This is a genomic window from Aeromonas sp. FL131, from assembly GCF_049860615.1.
In the GTDB taxonomy this organism is placed as follows: Bacteria; Pseudomonadota; Gammaproteobacteria; order Enterobacterales; family Aeromonadaceae; genus Aeromonas; species Aeromonas hydrophila.
In genome coordinates, this window is record NZ_CP187595.1 from 2,389,550 (window position 1) to 2,405,919 (window position 16,370).

The 16,370-nt window shown below is 62.2% G+C and carries 12 protein-coding genes and 1 tRNA gene; 6 read left to right on the forward strand and 7 right to left on the reverse strand.

The genetic code is table 11. The annotated features are described in order from the left end of the window. Nucleotides 1-89: 89 nt before the first annotated feature. Nucleotides 90-758: an HAD family hydrolase gene (locus ACPW75_RS11095; RefSeq protein WP_077097786.1), complete on the reverse strand. Its 669-nt coding sequence runs from the start codon at nucleotides 756-758 to the stop codon at nucleotides 90-92. Continuing rightward, complete coding sequence (locus ACPW75_RS11100) at nucleotides 755-1,414, reverse strand: TIGR01621 family pseudouridine synthase (RefSeq protein WP_077097784.1); 660 nt, start codon at nucleotides 1,412-1,414, stop codon at nucleotides 755-757. The genes ACPW75_RS11095 and ACPW75_RS11100 overlap by 4 nt, the downstream gene beginning before the upstream one ends. An 86-nt stretch (nucleotides 1,415-1,500) precedes the next feature. Here ACPW75_RS11100 and ACPW75_RS11105 point away from each other — a divergent pair, with 86 nt between their 5' ends. Then, nucleotides 1,501-3,084, forward strand: a complete 1,584-nt coding sequence (locus ACPW75_RS11105) for a GGDEF domain-containing protein (RefSeq protein WP_077097782.1) — start codon at nucleotides 1,501-1,503, stop codon at nucleotides 3,082-3,084. A gap of 67 nt (nucleotides 3,085-3,151) precedes the next feature. On the opposite strand, the gene ACPW75_RS11110 is transcribed toward ACPW75_RS11105, so the two are convergent. The 4 genes from ACPW75_RS11110 to ACPW75_RS11125 all read right to left on the reverse strand — a co-directional run bounded on the left by ACPW75_RS11110 (nucleotide 3,152) and on the right by ACPW75_RS11125 (nucleotide 10,211). Further along, nucleotides 3,152-4,705, reverse strand: a complete 1,554-nt coding sequence (locus ACPW75_RS11110) for a methyl-accepting chemotaxis protein (protein ID WP_024944506.1) — start codon at nucleotides 4,703-4,705, stop codon at nucleotides 3,152-3,154. A 157-nt stretch (nucleotides 4,706-4,862) separates the two neighbouring features. After that, nucleotides 4,863-5,549 (reverse strand): AcvB/VirJ family lysyl-phosphatidylglycerol hydrolase, encoded by a 687-nt coding sequence (locus ACPW75_RS11115; protein WP_042066721.1) that lies wholly within the window; start codon nucleotides 5,547-5,549, stop codon nucleotides 4,863-4,865. Between the two features lie 9 nt (nucleotides 5,550-5,558). Further along, a complete protein-coding gene (gene mprF, locus ACPW75_RS11120; protein ID WP_077097780.1) occupies nucleotides 5,559-8,108 on the reverse strand; it encodes a bifunctional lysylphosphatidylglycerol flippase/synthetase MprF in 2,550 nt (849 codons plus the stop codon). Between the two features lie 477 nt (nucleotides 8,109-8,585). Then, entirely contained in the window at nucleotides 8,586-10,211 is a 1,626-nt protein-coding gene (locus ACPW75_RS11125) for an MCR-3-related phosphoethanolamine--lipid A transferase (protein ID WP_077097776.1), read from the reverse strand. A gap of 380 nt (nucleotides 10,212-10,591) precedes the next feature. Between ACPW75_RS11125 and ACPW75_RS11130 the strand changes: the two genes are divergently transcribed. Next, nucleotides 10,592-11,371 (forward strand): COG4705 family protein, encoded by a 780-nt coding sequence (locus ACPW75_RS11130; RefSeq protein ID WP_077097774.1) that lies wholly within the window; start codon nucleotides 10,592-10,594, stop codon nucleotides 11,369-11,371. Between the two features lie 85 nt (nucleotides 11,372-11,456). Further along, nucleotides 11,457-12,671 (forward strand): MFS transporter, encoded by a 1,215-nt coding sequence (locus ACPW75_RS11135; protein WP_077097772.1) that lies wholly within the window; start codon nucleotides 11,457-11,459, stop codon nucleotides 12,669-12,671. 73 nt (nucleotides 12,672-12,744) lie between these two features. Here ACPW75_RS11135 and ACPW75_RS11140 read toward each other — a convergent pair. After that, nucleotides 12,745-12,832: transfer RNA gene (locus ACPW75_RS11140), tRNA-Ser, on the reverse strand. 183 nt (nucleotides 12,833-13,015) lie between these two features. Between ACPW75_RS11140 and ACPW75_RS11145 the strand changes: the two genes are divergently transcribed. The 3 genes from ACPW75_RS11145 (at nucleotide 13,016) to ACPW75_RS11155 (ending at nucleotide 16,354) form a co-directional block, all read left to right on the forward strand. Beyond that, complete coding sequence (locus ACPW75_RS11145; protein WP_016351136.1) at nucleotides 13,016-13,672, forward strand: Bax inhibitor-1/YccA family protein; 657 nt, start codon at nucleotides 13,016-13,018, stop codon at nucleotides 13,670-13,672. A 163-nt stretch (nucleotides 13,673-13,835) separates the two neighbouring features. Next, nucleotides 13,836-15,989: a YccS family putative transporter gene (gene yccS / locus ACPW75_RS11150; RefSeq protein ID WP_011706489.1), complete on the forward strand. Its 2,154-nt coding sequence runs from the start codon at nucleotides 13,836-13,838 to the stop codon at nucleotides 15,987-15,989. Between the two features lie 20 nt (nucleotides 15,990-16,009). Further along, nucleotides 16,010-16,354 (forward strand): TusE/DsrC/DsvC family sulfur relay protein, encoded by a 345-nt coding sequence (locus ACPW75_RS11155; protein ID WP_041207220.1) that lies wholly within the window; start codon nucleotides 16,010-16,012, stop codon nucleotides 16,352-16,354. Nucleotides 16,355-16,370 lie beyond the last annotated feature (16 nt).

Below are 16,370 nucleotides of genomic sequence, written 5' to 3' on the forward strand. Positions count from 1 at the left end.
GACGCCCAAAAGATGTAAATAGATTGTGACATTGAGGCCGCAGCCTTGTGGCGCGCTCGGTGGCGCCCCGCAAGGCTGTCAGCTTTGCCTTACAGGGACCAGTATCTGGGCTCGATGCGGGGCAATGCCTGCCGCGCCTGTTGCAACCGCGCCGGGGTGGGGTTGATGAGCCAGGCCGCCTGCCCCTCTGCCAGCAGTGGCAAGTCGTGCAGGCTGTCGCTCAGAGCCAGGGTGGCGCCGAGGGCGTGGATCCCGGGCAGGATTTTGTGGCGGCCGTGGCAGTAAAAACGCGGCATCAGGCCGCCGAGGCGATAGTGCATCCGCGAACCCAGAATGCGATGGGGCAGATGGCCGGGCAGTTGCTGATGCAGTTGCCCCCGCACCAGGGCGCGAGGGCTGGCGGAGAGCACCCAGCAGCGCTGCCCTTCGGCCAGCAGCAGGGCGCGTGCCTCACGAAACAGTCCAGGCCGGGTACGGCAATAGGCCCGCACCAGGCGTCGCCACCCCAGCGGCGACAGCCCGAGGGTGATGGCCCACCAGATCAGTGAAATGCCACGCCGGCGCTGGCTTGGCAGCAGATAGACCAGCCCGCCCAGCGCCATCACCGGCCACAGCAGCAGCGGCCAGATGCGACGACGCAGGATGAAACGCAGCAGCCCGGCATGGCTGTCATCCGGCGCCAGGGTGTCGTCAAAATCCGCCAGGATCCAGCCGCTGGCGGGCAGATCCGGCACGCCTGGTACTGTTGCCCCCTTCATTCGGCCAGCCCCGCGATGGCGGCGTGCAACTCAGGCAGCACAAACAGCGTGCCTTCATCGGGCGGGCAGACGAAGTCGAACGCCTCCCCCGCCAGGGTGAACGCGAGGCGCCAGGCGTGCAGATAGCCGCGATCGGCCGCCGTGCCGCCGTAGCGCTCATCCCCGAGGATGGGCGCCCCCACGCTCTTCAAGGCCACCCGGATCTGGTGGGTCTTGCCGGTTCTGGGCTTGATCCGGTAGAGCCGCAAGCCCTCGCGCACCGAGACGGAGTCGAACCAGCTGATGGCCGGGTTGTCCTGGCTGCGCACCAACATCCAGCTGCCGCCCCGTCCCTTCTGCATGTCCCCCTTCACCCAGCCCTGCTTCTTCTTGGGCTTGCGATCGGAGAGGGCCAGATACTGCTTGCTCACTTCCCGCGCGGCAAAGGCCATGCTGAGGGCCCGGTTGGCCTCGGTGGTGCGCGCCAAGAGCACCAGCCCGGAGGTCATCTTGTCGAGCCGATGCACCGGATAGAGCAGCAGACCGGTGTCGGCCTTGACCCGACTGACCAGCCCCGGATGGAGCAGGCCGGCCTCGTCGGTCTCGTCATGCATGCCGAGCCCGGGCCCCTTGTTGATAACCATGAAATCTTTGTGCTGCGCTAGTATCCGGTACATCAATAACCCTTTAGAATGTTTTTAATTACAAGAATATGACCCTGCGGGGTCGCACCCCATGAACACTCAGAACAAGACTCGCACGGATGAAGAGATACCTGCTTTGGCTGCTGCTGATTGGCATCAGTCATGCTGTTCCCTTGCGGGCCAGCGAATCCACCCTTGAAGCACCGGAGCGGGTCGTACTCCAGCTGCGCTGGCTGCATCAGCCCCAGTTCGTTGGCTATCACATGGCCAAGGCCAAGGGCTTTTATGCCAGTGCCGGGCTGGACGTCGAGATACGGCCCGGCGGCAAGGACATCAGCCCGGTAGAAGAGGTGCTGAGCGGGCGGGCCGACTTCGGGGTCGGCAACACCGAGGTGCTCACCAGCTACGCCAGCGGCCAGCCGCTGTTGGCGCTTGCCAGCGTCTATCAGCACTCCCCGTCCATCTTTCTGGCTCGCCGTGACAGCGGCATTCTCACCGTTGACGACATGCGTGGCAAACGGATCATGATGTTTTCGGCCCATCAGGACGCCGAACTGCTGGCCACCCTGTTCTATCAGGGGCTCAATGAGCACCAGCTCATTCCGCTACCCACCTCGGTCAACATCGAGGATCTCATCGAAGGCCGGGTCGACATCTTCAACGCCTACCTCAGCAACGAGCCCTTCTATCTGGAGGAGCGCGGCATCCCTGTCTCCGTCATCAATCCGCGCAACTACGGCATCGATTTCTACAGCGACATCCTGTTCACCACCCAGGCGCAGGAGCGCGCCCATCCGGATCGGGTGGCCCGGTTTCGGGCCGCGAGCCTGGCGGGCTGGCGCTACGCCCTCGCCCACCCGCAGGAGGCTATCGCCCTGCTGCGCAAGGAGTATGGCGTCAACCGCAGTCAGGCCCACATGGAGTACGAGCTGCAGGTGAGCAAGGAGATGATCCAGCCGCTCTATGTGGAGATCGGGTATATGAATCCCGATCGCATGACCCACATCATGCAGCAGCTGGTCGAGATCGGACTGGTGTCCAAGCCGGTCTCCTTGCACGAGTTTCTCTATCAGGCCCCTTCCGAGCAGTGGATCTTCTGGCGTCCCTGGTTCCTGCTGAGCCTGGCGGCCTGCGTGCTGATCCTGCTGCTGGCCCTCTATCTATTGATGTGCAACCAGCGGCTCAATCGCGAGATTGCCCTGCGCCGCCAGCGGGAGGAGGAGATCTGGCAGCTGGCCCGCCGCGACCCGCTCACCGGCCTGCCCAACCGGCTGAGCCTGATGGAGCGGCTCGATGCCCAGGTCAAGGGCCCGGCCCCCGGCTGCCTGCTGTTTTGCGATCTCGACGACTTCAAGCAGGTCAACGACAACTTCGGCCACAGCCACGGCGATGCCCTCCTCTGCCAGCTGGCGGAGCGGATCAGCCGCAGCCTCGGGCCACAGCACTTCTTCGCCAGACTGGCCGGCGACGAGTTCGTGCTGCTGTTGCCGGGCCATGATCAGGCGCAAGCCGACGTCATCGCCGAGCAGATCAGGGCCACCATGCAGTCGCCGTTCGAGGTGGAAGGAGTTCCGCTGGCGGTCGGCATCAGCGTCGGCATCAGCCAGTACCAGCCGGGCTGGCGCGCCGAGCAGTGGCTGATCCAGGCCGACCGCGCCATGTACCACGACAAGGGGGCCCCGCTGGCTGAGCCCCCAGGCTGACCCCAAGTCCCCGACAGCACAAGGCCACCCGCAGGTGGCCTTGTTATTGTATGGATGGCAGCGGCGACTAGCCGAAGGTCTGTCCCAGGGACTTGAGCTGTCTGGCCTTGGTCAGCAGGATCTCGCTCGACTCGTCGACGTCGTGCATCTTGCTGCTGTTGGCATGGGAGTGCTGGGAGATGAGGTTGACGTTCTGGCTGATGTTTTCCACCACCGCCTGCTGCTCCTCCGCCGCCGCCGAGATCTGGGCCGAGAAGTCCATCACCAGCTCGATCTCCGTCAGTACCTGATGCAGGCTGTCCGACCCCATCCGGGTCATCGCTACGCAGGCCTGGGTCTGTTGCAGGTTGTTCTGCATCATTCCCTTCCAGCCGTTCAGGGTGCGCTGGATCTGGCCGATGCTGCTCTGGATCTGTTCGGTCGCCTTGTGGGTGCGGGTAGACAGGGTGCGCACCTCGTCCGCCACCACCGCAAAGCCGCGCCCCTGTTCGCCGGCCCGGGCCGCCTCGATGGCGGCGTTGAGCGCCAGCAGGTTGGTCTGATCGGCGATGCCCTGGATCTCTCCCATCAGCACCCCGATGCGATCCGACTCGCTGGCCAGCGCCACCGCCGAGGCAAAGGCGTGCTCCGCCTCCTTCGCCAGATCGGTGATCTTGTGCTCGGTCTCGATCAACTGCTGATCCGTGTGCTGGCAGTGAGCCTTGGCCTCGGCAATCTGGCTGTTGGTGTCCTGGATGTTGCGGGCGATCTCCTGGGCCGTGCTCGCCATCTCGGTGATGGCGGCCGCCATCTGCTGGGTCTGGGCATCCTGCTCGGCGATGTCCGAGCTGGCCTCGCTGGAGGCGCTCTTCAGATGCACCGCCAGATCCTGCAGGGCGTGAGTGGCATCATCCACCCGGCCGAGCACGGTGCGAATACGGGCCTGCAGCAGCTTGATGTGGAAGTCGGCGATGGCGCTTGGCTCCTGGCCCGAGTAGATGAGCCGGGTCAGGCTGTCGTACTCGCCGGCCAGTTGCTGCAGGTAACGGGGGGTAGTGATGAGTTCGTGGCGATAGAGCAGCCCCAGCAAGATCAGCGGCAGCGCCATGTAAAGCGCGGCCCAACCGCCCAGTTGCACGGTGCCGAGCCAGCCCAGCGCCAGCAACCCGGCCACCGCGACCCCATGGCGCAGCCGCGCCAGCGAAATCCTGGGCTTGCCGCCGCCCTGCTCCGCCGCCCGCAGCCGCGCATAGGTACGGGCTGCGATCTGCTTCATCTGCGGATCGGCACGGCAGCGCACCGACTGATAGCCGCTGATCTTGCCCTGCTCGAAGATGGGGGTGACGTAGGCATCCACCCAGTAATAACGACCATCCTGGCAGCGGTTCTTCACCATGCCGCGCCATGGCTGGCCCTGCTTGAGTTTGCCCCACAAGTCGGCAAATGCCGCCTTGGGCATGTCGGGATGGCGCACCATGTTGTGGTGCTGCCCCACCAGTTCGGCCCGGCTGTAACCGGCGACCCGGCAGAAGTTGTCATTGGCGTAGGTGATCACGCCCCGCAGATCCGTGGTGGACACCAGCTGTTCATCAGCTGCGAAATCCACTTCCTGATCAACAAGATGGCCTTTTTGTTCGCGCATGTAGCCCCCACTCTTACGTTGTTGCTCAGTAGAGTGTTGGGAAGCAATCAGCACCTGTAAAGGTCAATGCAAAAAGATTCTGACGGGGCGAAAACGGATCGGGCCGGCAGGAAATAATCATTGATTTAAATCAACATTTCCTGCCGGCGAGCGATATTTATTGCAGTGAAAGATGGCTGGCAATGGTCTTGAACAGCACCGGATAATCATCCTCGAAATGGTGCGAACCGGGCAGGGTCACCGTGGTCACGTTGGGCTGCTGCAGACGGGGACAGAGCCGCACCGGTGAATCGTCATCCGCCCCCTGCACGCAGAGCATCGGCAGGGTGTGGATGGCGTTGACCTCGGGCTGGGTGGGATAGCTGCCCGCCTTGTCGTGGGTCACCATGTCGCTGACGTGGATCTCGAAGTCGGAGGCAGTCGAAGGCGAGAGCATCACGGCCCCGATCAGGCTCTGCCGATAAGGCTCGGGCAACCGGTTGATGACGAAGGGCACTATCTCGGCACCGAAGGAGAAGCCCACCAGCAGCCAGCGCTGGCGCCCCCAGCGGGACTGGTAATCATCCAGGATCCGCACCAGGTCGGCGGTGACCTGCTGTGGATCCTTCTTCTTCCAGTAGTAGGTGAGCGAGCTCCAGCCCACCACCGGCATGCCGTGCTGCTGCAACTGGGCGCTGAGCCCCTTGTCCAGCGCCGCCCAGCCACCGTCACCGCTCATGAACACCACCATGGGGGCGCTTGAAGCTTGCGCCACCGGCAGCTCCACCAACCCCAACTCCTCTTTCACCGGCGCGGCAGAGAGCGAAAAGGCGCAGCACGCCAGCAGCAATAACAGGATTTTCATGGCCGACTCCTATTTTTTGATGAGCCCGAACGGGCCTCGGCTGATCAGGGATATCAGGTTGGTCAGCACCCTCGGCAGCACCAGCTTGCTGGTACAGAGCAGGTAGCGCGGCTCCCAGTCCGGCGAGAACTTCTCCTTGTAGCGTCTGAGCCCCTGGAAATTGTAGAAACGGCTGCCCCGGGTGAAGATGGTGTTGCCAAGCCGGGTCCAGTAGCCGCTCAGGGGGTGATCGTTGAAACCGGACATGGGCGCCATGCCGAGGTTGAAGCTGGCGTAGCCCTCGGCCTTGCCCCACAGCAGCAGCTCGACGAACAGGAAGTCCATGATGGGCGCCGTGCCCGTGTCCAGGCTGTAGCGCATCAGATCGATGGAGAGGCTCTCCTTGTTGTCGCTGACCCAGAGGTTGGCAAAGCCGACGATCTGCCCCTCGTGACGCACCAGCGCGGCCGGGCTCAGGCTGAGGTAAGCGGGCTCGAAACTGCCCACCGAGAAGCCCTTCTCCTTGCCCTGCTTGCTCTGCAGCCAGGTGTCCGACACCTCCTTGAGGCGTGGCAGCAACTCCGGTACACATTCAGGCGCCACCACCTCGAACGACAGCCCCTCTCGCTTGCCCTTGGCGTGGCTCTGGCGCAGGTTGCGCAGCCGGCTGCCAGCCAGCTCGAAGGCCGCCAGATCGACGATGGCCTCCTCCCCCAGCTTGAACGGGATCAGGCCCAGCTCCAGGTAGAGCGGCAGGTAGCGGGCCGACACCTGATAGAACACCGGGCTGGCATCGTGCTGGTCGCACAGCTCGCGAAACTGCCAGAGCAGCTCCTCGATAAGCTCAGGCTGACCGATGGGATCCCCCATCACGATCCAGCCATTGCCCTCGACGCCGTACATCAAAAACGCCTCGCCGCCGGGATGAAACAGCAGCGACTTGTCGCCAAGCTGGGCCAGGTAGCCATGACCGCCCCCCTCGCGCAGCACCAGGGCATGGGCGCGGGCCAGCTCCTCTGTTTCCGGCTTGCGCCCGGAGACCCGCAGCGGCGCCAGCAGCTGGGCCACCCCGACCACGGCCAGCACGGCCACCACGCTGCCCATGGCCCGCAGCCCGCGGGAGGCGGCGCCATGGGGCGAGAAGTGGAACCAGAGGGCGTGGTCATATTCCACCTGGCGGTAGGAGAAGAGCAGCAGCCAGAGCGCCCCCAGCAGCACGGCCCCCACCGAGATGAGCCAGCCCGGGGTGAACTGGGCGTGCAGCAGGGAGCCCTTGCGGTAGAACAATGAGCGGCAGGGAGTGATGATGAGCAGGAACAGCCCGAGCAGCAGGGCCGACTCCCAGTCGAACCCCTTGAGCAGGGAGAAGATCATCCCCAACCCCAGCAGCAGCTGGGTGATGCGAAACGCCGCATCATGGCGCCGGTAGAGGCTGCGGGCCAGCAGGATCAGCAGCACGCCGCTGACGCTGCCCAGCACATGGGAGAGCTCCAGCAGGTGCAGCGGCAATACCTGCAGGAACATCTCGATGCGCCCGCGCATGGTGGGGATCATCCCCGAGCAGAGCAGCAGGCTGCCCGCCGCGAACGCCCCCAGGCTGATCAGCGCCGGCAGGAACTCGCGCACCGCGGTCATGATGCCCTGCAACCGACTCCAGCGAGCCCGCTGTTGCAACAGCTCCTGGCTGGTGAACAGCAGCAGGGCGCACAGGAAGGGCAGCACGTAATAGATGCAGCGATAGAGCAACAGGGAGGCCAAGAGCTTGTCCACCGGCAGGTATTTGGCCAGCAGCAGGCTCATGCTCGCCTCGAACACCCCGATCCCGCCGGGCACATGGGCCAGCACCCCGAGGAAGCTGGCCAGCACGAAGGCACTGAGCAGCACCGGATAGGAGACGCTGTCCGCCGGCAGCAACACATAGAGCACGGCGGCGGCGGCCATCCAGTCCAGCAGCGCCACCAGCAGTTGCAGCAGCCGGGTTCTGAATACCGGCAACACCAGCTCGTGGCCACGCCAGACCAGTGCAGGTTTTGGCCAGAACAGGTAGCCAAGCACCGCCAAGAGCGCCAGAGCGCCCGCCACGTTGAGCAGCTGATCGGCCCACAGCGGCCAATCCGGCAGCAAGGTGGTGGCCTGCCCCACCAGCAGGGCCGTGCCCCCCCAGGCCAGCAGGCCGAGGAAGAAGGTCACCGAGCAGAGGACGATGATCCTGGCCACTTCTCCGGTGCCAAGCCCCAGCGACGAGTAGATGCGATAGCGCACCGACGATCCGGTCAGCAGGGCGAAACCCAGGGTGTTGGAGAAGGTGTAAGCGATGAACGAGGTGACCCCCACCTGCTGCCAGGGCAGCCGCTTGCCGAGGGCGTGCACCGCCAGCATGTCGTAGCAGCAGAGGCAGGCATAGCTGAGCAGGGTCAGCAACAGGGCACCGCCCAGCAGCGGCAGCGGCAAAGACCAGATGGCCAGCCGGATGTCGTGCCAGTGCCAGAGGTGAGTCAAACGATAGAGCACGGCCAGCGCCGCCCCCAACAACCACAAGCTACATAACGGGCCTAACCAGATAAACAGATGACGCCGCATTGCCGATCCCTACCGACGCGAGGCCATGGCCATGCGCGTCACGTTGCTGAACATGGCCACCCGCAGCGGGGAGCGCTGACCGCACTCCTTCGCGCTTTGGCCTTCAAATAGATGTTTTATGGGCCGTGGGCGGTGAACGGTCGGCACTGATGACATGGCCAGTTTGGCCCTGGCTGCCCGGAAAATGCCCCCGCCCAGCATGGCATCCCACTTTATATCGACTTTTTTACAAAAGACGAGCCTTGCCCCCGAAATAAAATTACTCAGCTGCTGGCAGATTAATTCGCCGCTTACCCTGGCGGTCAGTCCCACCACATCCCGTTGGTGCACAGCACAATTAATGAGCAGTGACATCATACACCAGATAACGCGGTTTACCCGACCCATCTGGTCAGGCTGGCAAGCTGCTCACGGGTCATCATCAGGCTGCGCCCAAATAAAAAGGGGAGCCAGGCTCCCCTTTATCTCAATATGGCGTTACTGCACGCTGCGACACTGGCTGAAGATATCCAGCTGCTGGTCATATACCGCCGTATTCACATCCCAGATCCCCAGCATGGACGAGAACAGGTTGTCGTGGGAATAACGGGTATTGGCTGCCTTTTGCTGCAGACAATCGAGATTCATTCCCTTCTCTTTGGAGAAACCGGGCGACATCCACACCTGCATGGGTACCCGGGTCTGATCATCCGGCGCAAACTTGTAAGGGGTACCGTGCAGATAGAGCCCCAATGCCCCCAGTGACTCGCCATGGTCGGAAATATAGATCAGCGCCGTGTTGTATTTGTCTTCATATTTTTTCAGCCGTTCGATCATGCTGGCAATCACAAAATCGGTGTAGCGAATGGTGTTGTCGTAGGTATTCTCCAGCTCCTGATCGGTGCAGTTTTCGATATCGCTGCGCTGGCAATCCGGCAGGAAATGGCGATGCGACCCCGGATAACGCTTGTAATAGGTCGGGCCATGGCTGCCGATGAGATGAAAGCCCACCAGCTTGTCCCCCTTCATGCCGGCCAGCTCGTCGTCCAGCCCCTCCATCACCACCTCGTCATAGCAGGTGTTCTTGTCGCAGAACTTGGGGTGATCCTTGGGCTTGACCACCATGTTCGGCACCCGATCGCACACGCCCTTGCAGCCGCCGTCATTCTCCTTCCAGAAGATGGAGATACCGCTCTTTTGCAGCACATCCAGCAGCCCTTCGCTGTTACGGGCCAGGTTGCCGTCGAACTGGTTGCGCCCCATGTTGGAGAACATGCAGGGCACCGAGACCGCCGTCGCCGTACCGCAGGAGCGCACGTCGTTGAAGGAGATGATCCCCGCCTGCTTGCTGGTGAAAGGGTTGGTCTCCTTGTGATAGCCGTTCATGGAAAAGTTCTTGCCCCGCGCCGTCTCCCCCACCACCAGGAACATCATGGTCGGCTTGTCCTTGCCGGCCACCCGCTTGGCGTCGTCGCCCATGCGCTGGAACGGCACCGGCTCCGCCAGATACCGTTTGTAGAGATACTTGGTGGTGCTGTACATGTAGTTGGCTGGCGTGATCTCCCGGTTCAGGGTCTGGTTGTTGCGCCCGACCGAGGCATAGTCCTGATAGTAGGCTGCGGCGATGAGCCCCAATACCGCCAGCGAGGCCAGCATGGAGAGCCCGCGCTGCAACAGGCCCTGATACCATCTGGCCGGATACTCTATCTTGACGAAAAACAGCAGTACCGCCGGCAGTACTCCGGCCAGCAATACCCAGACCACGATGGGCACGCTCAGGTAGGAGTAAGCCTCGCTCTGGTTGGTCTCAAAGATGTTCTGGATCATGTCGCCATCAAACAGCACCTTGTATTTCATCATGGTGTAGCTGGCAATGGCACCGGTGATAAACAGAAAGGCAAAGAAAGGCTTGATGAAATAACGCACAGAAAATGGCATGAATACAAAGTTCAATGCCGCGACCAATACGATGGGAATGGAGATGGCAAACCCGATTTTAAAATGCTCAAGCTGCGTCAATATCTCATAAAAATGCAGCAGGACTGGCCAGTTGAGCAAGAAGGCAAAGATAAATGCCAACAACAAAATAAATGGAACAATTCTTATTCTAAGAAAAGAAGGCATGCATATCTCCCTGTTACGCTTCTTTATTACACGTCGAAATAGCCGAACCAGAGTCGACACGCCGATATTTGGCGCCGGATAGTAACAGCGTGCTGAAAACACCAAATATACTATTTTCAAATATCTTCAATAATGTGATGTATATCAACAATCATCAGCAAACTGACAGCCTAGCCGACAATACTTAAGGAAAAATTAAGATACTCGTGTTATGAAACCGCTCAAAAAACAGCCATGCATATACGACTCACCTCCCCGCCTCGCGCTCGCACCACTCTTTTTCAAGACGACCGCTCGTCCTTAAGTTTTGCTTAAGACTGCTCGGCGAGGCTGTTCCCTGACGAGTCCTCGTCACACGACAGATGCGAGAGAGGGTTAACATGCACAACAGCAACAGCGCAGCAATCAGCAAGGTGCCAGAGATCACCCTGGCGTTCTGGGTCATCAAGATTCTGGCGACCACCCTGGGGGAGACGGGGGGTGACGCCGTCTCCATGTCGATGGAACTCGGTTATCTGGTGAGCACGGCCATCTTTGCCGTGATCTTTTTCGTGTCGGTCAGCGCGCAGATCGCAGCAACCTCCTATAACCCCCTCCTTTACTGGACCACCATCATCGCCACCACCACGGTCGGCACCACCCTGGCAGACTTTGCCGATCGCTCGCTCGGGCTGGGCTATGCCGGTGGTTCCACCCTGCTGCTGGCCTTGCTGATGGGCTCCTTCCTGCTCTGGTATCGGCTGCAGGGCAGCATCTCCACCGGCAGCATTACCACGCCGCGTACCGAGCTGTTCTACTGGGTCACCATCATGTTCTCCCAGACGCTGGGCACCGCACTGGGTGACTGGACCGCAGACGAGGCCGGCTTTGGTTATGCAGGCAGTGCCGTGCTGTTCGGCGGCATGCTGGCCGCCATCGTCGCAACCTACTACCTGACCCGGGTGTCGCGGATCCTGCTGTTCTGGGCCGCCTTCATTCTGACCAGGCCACTGGGAGCCGTGGTGGGGGATTTTCTGGACAAGCCGCTCAGCAAGGGCGGGCTGGAGCTGAGCCGTTACTCCGCCTCCTTCACCCTGCTGGCAGCCATCACCGCACTGGTGCTGATCTCGACCCTGCGCAACCGGCAACCGGTTCGGGCTGAACTCGATATCGAACAGTAATCACGCAGCAAGCCAGCCCAGCCGCCTCTGGGTCGCCGGGCTGGCTATGCTCTGTGGGAATTGATGCGAGGCAAGGCTCCCCCCGATGACGACAGGCAACAGACAAGACCCGGCCCCACCCTCCCGCCGGATCCCGCGCGGGGTCTGGGTGCTGGGCTTCGTCAGCCTGCTGATGGACATCTCGTCCGAGATGATCCACAGCCTGCTGCCCCTGTTCATGGTGACCGTGCTCGGCAGCAGCGCCCTCACCATCGGGCTCATCGAAGGGATGGCGGAGGCCACGGCACTGATGGTCAAGGTCTTCTCCGGCACCTTGAGCGACTATCTGGGGAGACGAAAGGGGTTAGCCCTGCTGGGTTACGGGCTGGGAGCCCTGACCAAGCCGCTGTTCGCCATCGCCACTGGCAGCGGGCTGATACTGACCGCCCGCCTGCTGGACAGGATTGGCAAAGGCATTCGGGGCGCTCCCCGCGATGCGCTGGTGGCCGACCTCACCCCCCTTGAGCTGCGCGGCGCCGCCTTTGGCCTGCGCCAGTCCCTCGACACGGTCGGTGCCCTGCTGGGGCCACTGCTGGCCGTCGGATTGATGCTGCTCTGGCACGATGATTTTCGCGCCATCTTCTGGCTGGCGGTCATTCCTGGGCTGGCCTCGGTTACCCTGCTCGCCATCGGCCTGCGGGAACCCAAAGAGAGTGGCCGGCACGAGCGCCGCAACCCCCTGCGGCGCGACAACCTGCGCCGGCTGGGTAAACCCTATCGCTGGGTGCTGCTGATCGGCGCCCTGTTTACCCTGGCCCGCTTCAGCGAAGCCTTTCTGGTGTTGCGTGCCCAGCAAAGCGGCATGGCGCTGGCGCTGGTGCCGCTGGTCATGGTGGCGATGAATCTGATCTATGCCCTCAGCGCCTACCCGTTCGGCCGCCTCTCGGATCGCATGAGTCACCGCACCCTGCTGATCTGCGGGGTGCTGGTGCTGATTACCGCCGATCTGGTGCTGGCGGCCAGCACCCACTGGGGCGTGCTGCTGGCAGGGGTGATGCTGTGGGGCATTCACATGGGAATGACCCAGGGGCTGCTGGCCGCCATGGTGGCCGCCACGGCCCCGGCGGATCTGCGCGGCAGCGCGTTTGGCTTCTTCAACCTCATCTGCGGCCTCGCCATGTTGCTGGCCAGTCTGCTGGCCGGCCTGCTATGGGACCATCTGGGCCCCGCCTTCACCTTCTACGCCGGCGCCGCCTGCTGCCTGCTCACCCTGCTGATACTCTGCTGGTACAAGCCGCCGATATCCACCTCGGCGCCATAACCCGAATATACCGGCGTCCGGATAGCAAAAAGCCCCCGGCAACCAAGTTGGTTGCCGGGGGCTTTTCTGAATATGGCGGAGGAGGTGGGATTTGAACCCACGGATGGTCGCCCATCGCCGGTTTTCAAGACCGGTGCATTCAGCCGCTCTGCCACCCCTCCGAACGGCGTGCATACTACGTCAGCCCCTTGTTCATATGCAATACATATTTGATTTGGGATAGTAGGGGACAACAGGCTGGGGTGGGGCTTGAAATCAGCGCTCGTCATCCCGACATTCAGTGCATACAATGCGTTAACGAGGCGGATTGCCGCTTCACCCCGGAAATCAAGAGGACACCCAAGATGGATACCCGTTCTATCTATACCGGCACCCAGAGTGCCGCGCGCGATACCAACAAGGTACTGCGCAACACCTATATGCTGCTCTCCCTCACTCTTGGCTTCTCTGCCGTGGTGGCCGGGGTAGCCACCGTGATGAACATGCCGCCCCTGCACTGGGCCATCTTCCTCATCGGCGTCTACGGTCTGATGTTCCTGACCGAGAAAAATCGCGAAAACGGCATGGGGCTGGTGTTCACCTTCGCCCTGACCGGTCTGCTGGGCTACAGCCTGGGCCCCATCATCAACATGTACATGAACAATGGCGGCGGCGAGATCGTGATGACCGCGCTCGGCGGCACCGCACTCACCTTCTTCGGCCTGTCGGCCTATGCCCTGACCACCAAGCGTGACCTCTCCTTCATCGGCGGCATGCTGTTCGTCGGTTTCTGGGTACTGCTGGTGGCCATGATCGCCAACATCTTCCTGCAGATGAGCGCCCTGAGCCTGGCCCTGTCCGCCATGTTCATGCTGTTCTCCTCCGGCGCCATCCTGCTGACCACCCAGCAGATCGTGCGCGGCGGCGAGACCAACTACATCTCCGCCACCGTCACCCTGTACGTCTCCATCTACAACATCTTCCTGAGCCTGCTGAGTCTGCTCGGCGGCAACCGCAACTAATCAAACACCCCGCTTCGGCGGGGTTTTTATTGGCACCTGTTTCTGTCAGGATAAGTTGTAAATCAAGGATATGAAGCGAAGTGGCCCTGATCCAAATCAGGGCCGTTTCGTTGTTGACCGGTTATGCTCTGGTTTTCGTTTCGCTCAAGGGTTGCGCTCTCCCATGCCCATGGATTTCTCTGGCCTGTTGCGCCGTTTGCTGACTGACAGTCATATCTATTTCGCCCTCAAGGTACTGCTGGCCATCATGGGGCTGCTTGCCTTCACCCTGGCGACCGGCGACATCCAGCTCACCGTACTGCTCTCCCTCGGGGTGGTGGCCGGCGCCATCGCCGAGACCGACGATAGTCTGTGGGGACGGGTCAAGAACCTCGCCATGACCCTGCTCTGCTTCCTGTTCGCCTCCCTGTGCGTGCAGTACCTCTTCCCCACGCCCTGGTTGTTTGCCCTGGGACTGGCAGGTTCCACCTTTATCTTCGTGATGGTGGGGGCGCTCGGTCAGCGCTACGCCACCATCAGCTTCGGCTCCCTGCTCATCGCCATCTACACCATGCTGGGGGCCGCCAAGGCGCCGGATCTCTTCTATCAGCCTCTGGCCCTCGGCGCCGGGGCACTCTGGTATGGCCTGGTATCGCTGGTCTGGCTCTGGCTGCTGCCCTACAAGACCCTGCACGAACAGCTGGCCCAGAGCTACTTTGCCCTCTCCCGCTATCTGCTGGAGAAATCCCGTTTCTTTCCGGCCGACGAGCACGGCGCCCAGGCCATTCGTCATAACCTGGCCCAGCTCAACATCAACCTGGTCAACGCCCTGACGCTCACCAAGTCGGCGCTCAACGCCCGTCTCAGCACCCGTCACCGGGCCTCCCCCGAGCTGGCCAGCCTGCTGCGCCTCTACCTGCTGGCGCTGGAGATCCACGAGCGGGCCACTTCCAGCCACTACCCCTACAGCAAGCTGGAGGCCGAACTCAAGCAGGGCATCGTGCTTGACGGCTTTCAGGAGGTGTTCCTGCAGCTCTCCGAGGCGTGTCAGCGGCTCGGCTACGCCATCCTGGTACACAAGCCCTATGCCCACAACAAGCGCATCCACTGGACGCTGGAGGCCCTCGGCGATCAGCTGGAGTTCACCCACCTCAAGCAGCACTACCCGAAAACCCTGCTGACGCCGATGAAGTTCCTGCGCCGCAATCTGGCCAGCATCAACCAGCTGCTGCAAAGCGCCGAGGAGCTGCAAAATCCCGAGCAGGCCCCGCAGAGCCTGCCGCCCCTGGCCCGCCCCGCCCGCCTGCCGCTGCTGACCCAGCTCAAACAGCATCTCACCCCCAACTCCATGGTGTTTCGCCATGCCCTGCGGCTGTCGCTCGGGCTGGTGGTGGGCTATGGCATCCTGCAGGCGTTCCACCTGGACAAGGGCTACTGGATCCTGCTGACCGTGCTGTTCGTCTGTCAGCCGAGCTACAGCGCCACCCGTCGCCGGCTGGTGCAGCGCATGCTCGGCACCTTCGCCGGCCTGCTGGTGGGGATCCCGGTGCTCTGGTTGTTCCCAGAATTGCACGTACAGCTGGTGGTGATGGGGCTGGCCGCCTTCCTGTTCTTCACCCAGGTACGCAGCAACTACAGCGCCGCGGTCTGCTTCATCACCCTCTACGTGTTGATGGCGTTCAACCTGCTGGACGGCATCGGCTTCGCCATCCTGGGGCCACGCATGCTCGATACCTTCCTCGGCTGCCTGCTCTCCTACGCCCTGGTGGCCTGGCTTTGGCCGGACTGGCAGTACAAGCGGCTGCCGACCCTGATCGCCAATTCGCTCTCGGCCAACGCCCGCTATCTCTCGGCGGTGCTCGCCAGCCTGCAGCAGCAGCGTGATGAGTCCATCGACTACCGGGTGGCGCGCAAGAGCGCCCATCTGGCGGACAGCGAGCTGGCCATGGCCTGGCAGAGCATGCTGGTGGAGCCACAGAAACGCCGTCGTTTTCTCGACCTCTGCTTCACCCTCACCTGGCGCAACCACGCCCTGCTCTCCTACATCTCGGCGCTGGGCGCCCATCGCGACAAGCTGGAGGCCATCGGCGAGCTGGACGAGATCAGCCGTCATCTGAGCCACACTCTGGAGCGGGCTGCCGGCCACCTGGCGGGAGAGATGCCGGAGCAGATCGAGGGGCAGTGCCCGGTCATCACCCCGGACAGCAGCGAGGAGCAGCTGATGCTGACCCAGCAGCTCAACCTCATCAGCCAGCTGGCGGATGAGTTGCTCACCCTGGCCAACGAGAGCCGGTTGCTCACCCGGGAACAAGGCGCTACCATGCCCGCCCAATCCTGACAGGCCACAAGGAGCCCACCATGTCCGAGCATCACCAGCTGGAATTCAACGGCCAACTCATCGACACCGATGCCAAGGGTTATCTGCTCAACAGCAGCGACTGGAGCGAGGCGCTGGCACTGGTACTGGCCGAGCAGGAAGGTATCGTGCTGGAGGAGCCGCACTGGGAAGTGGTGCGCTTCGTGCGCGCCTTCTATCTGGAGTTCAACACCTCCCCCGCCATCCGCGCCCTGGTCAAGGCGATGGAGAAGCAGTATGGCCCCGAGAAGGGCAACAGCCGCTACCTCTACAAGCTGTTCCCGGAAGGCCCCGCCAAGCAGGCCACCAAGATTGGCGGCCTGCCCAAACCGGTGAAATGCATCTAAAAAAATACCGCGCCCA

Excerpts from the sequence above, each read along its gene's own strand:
- yccS (WP_011706489.1), top strand. The coding sequence starts at position 13,836 with ATGCCCATGGATTTCTCTGGCCTGTTGCGCCGTTTGCTGACTGACAGT.
- ACPW75_RS11110 (WP_024944506.1), bottom strand. The coding sequence starts at position 4,705 with ATGCGCGAACAAAAAGGCCATCTTGTTGATCAGGAAGTGGATTTCGCA.
- mprF (WP_077097780.1), bottom strand. The coding sequence starts at position 8,108 with ATGCGGCGTCATCTGTTTATCTGGTTAGGCCCGTTATGTAGCTTGTGG.
- ACPW75_RS11135 (WP_077097772.1), top strand. The coding sequence starts at position 11,457 with ATGACGACAGGCAACAGACAAGACCCGGCCCCACCCTCCCGCCGGATC.
- ACPW75_RS11145 (WP_016351136.1), top strand. The coding sequence starts at position 13,016 with ATGGATACCCGTTCTATCTATACCGGCACCCAGAGTGCCGCGCGCGAT.
- ACPW75_RS11100 (WP_077097784.1), bottom strand. The coding sequence starts at position 1,414 with ATGTACCGGATACTAGCGCAGCACAAAGATTTCATGGTTATCAACAAG.
- ACPW75_RS11095 (WP_077097786.1), bottom strand. The coding sequence starts at position 758 with ATGAAGGGGGCAACAGTACCAGGCGTGCCGGATCTGCCCGCCAGCGGC.
- ACPW75_RS11115 (WP_042066721.1), bottom strand. The coding sequence starts at position 5,549 with ATGAAAATCCTGTTATTGCTGCTGGCGTGCTGCGCCTTTTCGCTCTCT.
- ACPW75_RS11105 (WP_077097782.1), top strand. The coding sequence starts at position 1,501 with ATGAAGAGATACCTGCTTTGGCTGCTGCTGATTGGCATCAGTCATGCT.
- ACPW75_RS11155 (WP_041207220.1), top strand. The coding sequence starts at position 16,010 with ATGTCCGAGCATCACCAGCTGGAATTCAACGGCCAACTCATCGACACC.
- ACPW75_RS11130 (WP_077097774.1), top strand. The coding sequence starts at position 10,592 with ATGCACAACAGCAACAGCGCAGCAATCAGCAAGGTGCCAGAGATCACC.
- ACPW75_RS11125 (WP_077097776.1), bottom strand. The coding sequence starts at position 10,211 with ATGCCTTCTTTTCTTAGAATAAGAATTGTTCCATTTATTTTGTTGTTG.